Source organism: Rhodoblastus sp., from assembly GCF_052145335.1.
Taxonomy (GTDB): Bacteria; Pseudomonadota; Alphaproteobacteria; order Rhizobiales; family Beijerinckiaceae; genus Rhodoblastus.
Genome location: NZ_JBKQOU010000326.1, coordinates 1 through 5,797, shown reverse-complemented (window position 1 = coordinate 5,797; position 5,797 = coordinate 1). Strand labels below are relative to the sequence as shown.

Sequence of the window (5,797 nt, the reverse complement as noted above, 5' to 3'; positions counted from 1 at the left end):
CTGGACCTGCTGCTCGACCGCCGAAAACGAAGCGAGTTGCGACAATTGCGCGACCGGATCCATCGGCTGGGTCGGGTCCTGATTCTTCATTTCGGTCATCAGCAATTGCAGGAACTGGTTGTAATTGAGCGTGGCAGAAGCTGCGGTCGTGCTGGCGATGGAGGCGGCGGTTGAAGCAGCGGCGGGGGCGCTGACGGTAGCAACAGGAGGGACGGTCATGGTCTTTTTTCCTCTGGCGTTACGCGGCGGCCGAGGCCGGCGCTTTTTCCATCATTTCAGCTTCGAGCGTGAACATCCCTCGCAGAGTCTTCAGCGCCTCGTAGGGGCGATCGGCCGCGACGAAAGCCTCGGCGGCGCGCAGTCCTGCTATCACCGCGCTGCCGGCGAAGGCTTCGCAGGTGGCGGGAAGCATGCTCTTGAACATCTGGCGCGCGAGCGGCGCTCCATCGCGCTCCATCAACTGGGTCTGCAGCACAAAATAAAGCTGGCGCAAGGGCGTGCTCGCCTCTGACGGCTGAATGACATGGGCTTCGAGCAGGAATGCCGCGTCATTAAGCAATTCGATCGTCGCCTTGCGGTCGACCTTGATCACGGCGCCATTGAGGTAGAGCTTTTCGCCGGCGCGCAATTTCAGCAGCATCTTGAAGCCTCACGCCAGTCCGTCGCGAATGATTGCGTTGATCTCGATCAGATCGTCGAAGGAATGCGTCGCGCCGATGCGCAAGCGCTCGACTTCCTTGATGATCCAGATGCCGATGGAAATGAGCTGCGCCCGCAGGTCTTCGGGCAGGTCATTTCCCCGGCTGCCGAGATCGTCGACGAAGATCGCCCACAACCGGCGAAGATAAATCAGCGCTTCTTCAGCCTCGGGCGTTTTGACGCCGGCTTTTCGCGCAATTTCCAGCAAGTCGACGCCGCGTCCGAGCGCATCGTGCTCGCGCGCGCGCATTTCCTTGGGCGAATCGTCCACGACTTCTGCATAGGTGAATTGGTACATGCGATAACCCTGCGCATTTCAAGTTCAAAGGAAATTGACCAGACTCAGTTTGGCGATCTGCGCGGTCAGCGAATAGGCTGTCTGCAATTGCGTAGTGAGGCTGGAGACTTGCGAGGCGACTTCATAGCTGTTCACCGTCTCCTGTGAATTGAGGCTGGTGGTCAGAACATTCTGCTGCAAACCGATGGCGCTATCGGCCTGGGTCAGCTGGTTCTGCATCGTCCCCACCGCCGCATTGGCTTCGGTCAGGCCATTATTGGCGTCGGTCATCACCGATTGCGCCTGGTTCATCAGCGCCGCATAAGCGCCGGAACTTAACGGCAGGCCGCCAAACTCGCTGACCATGGTCAATGCCTGCGCCATGTTCTGGAAAGCGGGCTGGTTGGCGCTGATCGAGGTGGCGACGCTCTGGTTGACGCCGATGCGGCTGGTCTGCGTCGTGTCGCTGGCCGACGACCAGGTCGAGGTCCAATTGGTCCCGCTGAACAGGGCCGCGAACTGGTTGCCCAGGAAGCTGGTCATCGCCGCGCCGCTGATCGTGTTCACCGCGCTCGATGTCACCGGCATGCCGAAGGCGGCCTGGAAAGCGTTGTCCACCGCGGTCTGCGCGGCGCTGGGCGGCGTCTGCGCATAGGCCGCGATCGGCGCGACGTTGCTGTTGACGCCGCCAAAGACATATTGGCCGCCCGATTCCGAATTCATCATAGAAGCAAAACTATTGAGCGCGCCGGCAGCCGTCTGCTGGATCGCGCTGGCGCCGGTCGCGCCCGACGACTGGGAGGCCTCGATCAATTGTCCGAGCACCGACTGGGCGCTGGTTTGCAGACTGGTCAGGGCGTTTGAAGCGGTGTCGAGCTGCGCGCTCACGATGGCGTTGGAGCCGGAGATGGCGCTCAGATCCGCCATCTGCTGATGCATCGCAACGTCCTGGCCCGCGTTGGCGCCGAGCGTCAGGCCGATATCGGCGACCGCTCCGGTGGAGCTTTCCGACTCGGCCGTGGTCATCTGCGATTGCAGCCGCGTGACCGTGTTCTGGAGGATCGAGGAAAGGGTAAAGGAGGAGACGGAACCGAGCGACATTTCAAGCAACCGCCTGCAGGAGCGAATCGAACATCGTATTGATGGTGGAAATCAGCTTGGCCGAAGCCTGATAGGAGTTTTCCAGATCCAGCATCTGCGACATTTGCGAATCGATATTGACGCCAGTGGCGTTGGATAGTGTCTGCGACGCCTGTGTCGACAGGGTCGACTGGTAGGTCGCGTCATTGCTCGCCGTCTGGTACTCGGCGTCCAGCCAGCTCGCCGAAGCCGCCGTATAGCCGGTGAGGCTGCTCGAGTTCGAAAGCCCCGTTCCCGACGGAAAGCTCCCGGTTGCGTTCAAGGAGGAAAGGTCGTTGGCGATCAGCGTCGTGTAGCCGGCGGCTCCCGTGCTGTTCTGCAGATAGGCCGAGCCGTTGACCCCGCCGTCGCGGATGAGATTGAGGCTGCCGCCAAGGGCTGGATTGACGGCGGAGGAAACCGTGATCGCGCCGGCGAGGCCGGGGATCAGGGTCGATCCGGGAACCGCCGTCGCGCCGGAATAAGTGAACAGGCCGGGCAGCGTGGTTCCGGCGGTCGCCGTGGTCTGGCCGGTTTCGGCGAAGGCGTTGACCAGCCCGCCGGCGATGGAGTCGAGCTGGCTCTGATATTGGGTGGCGACATTGTCGCGCAGGTTGGCGAGGCCCACCAGCGCGCCGGACTGGATCGGCATGGTGGCGTTGGCGCCGGTCACCGGCACACCATCGACATAAACGGCGGCGCCGACGGTCGAAGGCGTATAGGTCGGGGTGGGCGTCATCGTGACATTGCGCGGGAGAGTGTCGAACAGGGTCGCGCCGCTGTCGGTATAGATCGACATCGAACCATTGGCCGAGGTCGTCGTGGTGATGCCGATCTGCTGCGACAGGCTTTGCAAAATCGTTCCGCGCCGGTCGAGCGCGTCGGAAATATCGGCGCCGGTCGCGGTCCCGTTGATGATCGTCGTATTGACCTGCTGGAATTGCGAAAGCAGCGAGTTGATCGTGGCGACCGATGTGGCCATGTCCTGGTCCGCCGTCTCGCGCACGCTCGAGACGGTCGCGCTCGCTGAATTCAATCCGCTCGCCATGCCTTGCGCGGCGGAAAGAACGGCGGCCGCGGCGGAAGCATTGCCGGGCGCGGCCGAATAAGTTTGCAATGCGCTCGACAGCGTTTGCAACAGCGACGACGGCGATTGGGCGGCGGTGGTGGAATCACTTGTGCTGGTGGCGTCGGAGACGGTCTGCTGCAATTGTGTCACGCCGTTCGACAGCGCCTGCGCCGCCGCATTGGCCGACTGGCTGGTCAGCATGGAGTTGAACAGCGAGGCGTTGGTGAGGTCCGAGATCGACTGGATGATCGCCGCGCCGCCGGACCCGCTGACGAGATTGGCGACTTTTGCCGAAACATAGCCGGTCGAATTCTGCGCATTGGAAATATTGCGCGACACGATCGACGTCAGGCCCGCATTGGTGGCGAGCGAGGTCGTGGCGACATTCCAGGCGTTCGAGAGACCCATGACGCTTTTCCCGTGTTTTAAGTCAGATTCATTTGAATGAGATTGGACATCAGGTCCGCGCCAGCCTTGAACATTTGCGAATTGGCCTCATAGGCGCGTTGCGCGACGATCATGTTGGTCAGTTCGGTGGCGATATCGACGGTCGATTCCTCCAGCTCGCTGGAACTGATCGTGCCGAGCTGGCCCGAGCCGGCGGTGCCGACGGAGGGCTGTCCGGACAATATATTGGGCGAAAACACGTTGCCGGTCTGCGGCAGCAGGTTGTCCGGGCTCGGCACGTCCGCCAGCGGGATCTTGTAGGCCGCGACCGAAGAGCCGTTGGTGAGCTGATAGGAAAGGGTTCCGTCGCTGGCGATCGAGACCGAACTGACCGAGGCCGGCGCATTGCCGTTGACCGACGAAGTGGAGAGGGAGAAGGAGCCTGCGAGCTGGGTCATGCTTGAGAGATCGAGATTCATGCTGGCGCCGCCCGGCACCGGGATCTGCAGCGACCCGCCGGAGGTCAGGTCGCCGGTAGTCGAGCTGAAGGCCATCGTCTGCGTAGCCAGCGGGCCGGACGAATAGGGGAAGCCGCCGCTCGTCGACTTCGAATTGTCAAAGGCCGAGACCTGCCAGGTGTTGGCGGAAGTCTGGGAAAGATAAAGATCGACCGTGTGCGCCGTGCCGAGGTCGTCGTACATCACCATCGAGGTCTTTTCATCATAGTCCCCGTTCGTCGCGGTCGTGGCGGGGGTGATCGAGTCGGTCGAGGGCAGATTGCCGGTCAGGGTTCCCGACGTGGTCGGCGTCGCCGTCAGCCCGTCGGAATTGATGTTGACGACCTGCATTCCCGACAGCGAGTTGGACGCCATGGTCGGGGGTCCATTGGCCAGGCTGTAGCCGTTCAGGTAATAGCCTGCCGAATTGACCAGATTGCCGCTGGCGTCGGGAACGAAGGAGCCGGCGCGGGTCAGGAATTGCTGGCCGCCGGAGTTGGAAACGACGAAAAAGCCGTTGCCGCTGATGGCGAGGTCGGTGGGGGAAGTGGTGCTTTCCAGCGTGCCTTGCTGGGAAACGGCGACACGCGTGTCGGATTGGACGCCGCCGGCGGAAGTCTCGCCGACCGCCGCCTGATCGACGAGGGTGGAGAATTGCGTGTCGGCCTCCTTGTAGCCGACCGTGCCGGAATTCGAAATATTCTGGCCTATATTGGCCAGATAGTTCGACTGCGCGGCCATTCCCGTCACGCTGGCGTTCATGGCGTCATAGAGACCCATCGTGGTTTCTCCTGAATTTTTCCTCCACTTTTTCTGCGCGCCCTGGCTTGCGTGAAGCTGACAAAAGGCGCCGCGCAAGACAGGGAATTTGGCAGTAAGCTGATTTTCCGCGGTGAAACTCCCGTAAAAAAAGGGTTAACGGCGGATTGTCATAGTCCTGTGATCTGTGTGACGATATTCGGCGTCTGATCCATCCTGGAAGGACCCCGACCCATGACCATTGCGTCGTCAACGCAAGACCAGCCGAAAGTTGCCCGGCCCAATCTCGACCATCCCGACGACCCCAAGAAAATCTGGATCCTGATCGCCATTGGCGTGGCGGGCCTGCTTTATGCGGCCTTGTCGATCCATTCCGATCTTGGCTCCAAGGTCGTGGACGTCACTTTCTGGCCCTTCATCCTGCTCGGCGTCGCCTTGCTGATCGCGCTGGGCTTCGAATTCGTCAACGGCTTCCACGACACCGCCAATGCGGTCGCCACCGTCATCTACACCCATTCGCTGCCCGCCAACTACGCCGTGATGTGGTCAGGCTTTTTCAACTTTCTCGGCGTTTTGACCTCCAGCGGCGCCGTCGCCTTCGGCATTATTTCGTTGCTGCCGGTCGAACTGATCCTGCAGGTCGGCTCGTCCGCCGGCTTCGCCATGGTCTTCGCCTTGCTGCTCGCGGCGATCATCTGGAACCTCAGCACCTGGTGGCTCGGTCTGCCGGCGTCGAGTTCGCATACGATGATCGGTTCGATCATCGGCGTCGGCGTCGCCAATGCGCTTATGCGCGGCCGCGACGGAACCTCCGGCGTCGATTGGGGCAAGGCGATCGACATCGGCTATTCGCTGCTGCTTTCGCCCATCGTCGGCTTCGTTTGCGCGGCGCTGCTGCTGCTGCTCTTGAAGTTCTTCGTGCGCACGCCCGAGCTTTACGCCGAGCCCAAGGGCCAGACCCCGCCGCCTTTGTGGGTGCGCGGATTGCTG

General features: G+C 61.7%; 7 protein-coding genes. 1 reads left to right on the top strand and 6 read right to left on the bottom strand.

Translation table 11 applies throughout. The annotated features are described in order from the left end of the window. From ACLP2E_RS20160 to ACLP2E_RS20135, 6 genes are all read right to left on the bottom strand, one after another. The coding region (locus tag ACLP2E_RS20160) for a flagellar hook capping FlgD N-terminal domain-containing protein (RefSeq protein ID WP_442466922.1) at positions 1-219 on the bottom strand (219 nt) is incomplete at its 3' end. A 19-nt stretch (positions 220-238) separates the two neighbouring features. Then, positions 239-640, bottom strand: coding sequence for a flagellar biosynthesis repressor FlbT (gene flbT / locus ACLP2E_RS20155; RefSeq protein WP_442466921.1), 402 nt, complete (start codon positions 638-640; stop codon positions 239-241). Positions 641-649: 9 nt separating this feature from the next. Further along, complete coding sequence (gene flaF, locus ACLP2E_RS20150) at positions 650-997, bottom strand: flagellar biosynthesis regulator FlaF (protein ID WP_442462428.1); 348 nt, start codon at positions 995-997, stop codon at positions 650-652. Between the two features lie 24 nt (positions 998-1,021). Next, positions 1,022-2,077 carry a flagellar hook-associated family protein gene (locus tag ACLP2E_RS20145; protein WP_442462429.1) on the bottom strand — a complete coding sequence of 352 codons (1,056 nt, stop codon included), beginning with the start codon at positions 2,075-2,077 and terminating at the stop codon, positions 1,022-1,024. A gap of 1 nt (position 2,078) precedes the next feature. Continuing rightward, entirely contained in the window at positions 2,079-3,572 is a 1,494-nt protein-coding gene (flgK, locus tag ACLP2E_RS20140; RefSeq protein ID WP_442462430.1) for a flagellar hook-associated protein FlgK, read from the bottom strand. A gap of 17 nt (positions 3,573-3,589) precedes the next feature. After that, positions 3,590-4,828, bottom strand: coding sequence for a flagellar hook protein FlgE (locus ACLP2E_RS20135; RefSeq protein WP_442466920.1), 1,239 nt, complete (start codon positions 4,826-4,828; stop codon positions 3,590-3,592). Positions 4,829-5,041: 213 nt separating this feature from the next. Here ACLP2E_RS20135 and ACLP2E_RS20130 point away from each other — a divergent pair. After that, positions 5,042-5,797: inorganic phosphate transporter (locus ACLP2E_RS20130; RefSeq protein WP_442466919.1), on the top strand; the 756-nt coding region annotated here is incomplete at its 3' end.

Bases quoted from the DNA above. Each gene is read 5' to 3' on its own strand.
- flaF (WP_442462428.1), bottom strand. From the start codon at position 997: ATGTACCAATTCACCTATGCAGAAGTCGTGGACGATTCGCCCAAGGAA.
- flgK (WP_442462430.1), bottom strand. From the start codon at position 3,572: ATGGGTCTCTCGAACGCCTGGAATGTCGCCACGACCTCGCTCGCCACC.
- flbT (WP_442466921.1), bottom strand. From the start codon at position 640: ATGCTGCTGAAATTGCGCGCCGGCGAAAAGCTCTACCTCAATGGCGCC.
- ACLP2E_RS20135 (WP_442466920.1), bottom strand. From the start codon at position 4,828: ATGGGTCTCTATGACGCCATGAACGCCAGCGTGACGGGAATGGCCGCG.
- ACLP2E_RS20145 (WP_442462429.1), bottom strand. From the start codon at position 2,077: ATGTCGCTCGGTTCCGTCTCCTCCTTTACCCTTTCCTCGATCCTCCAG.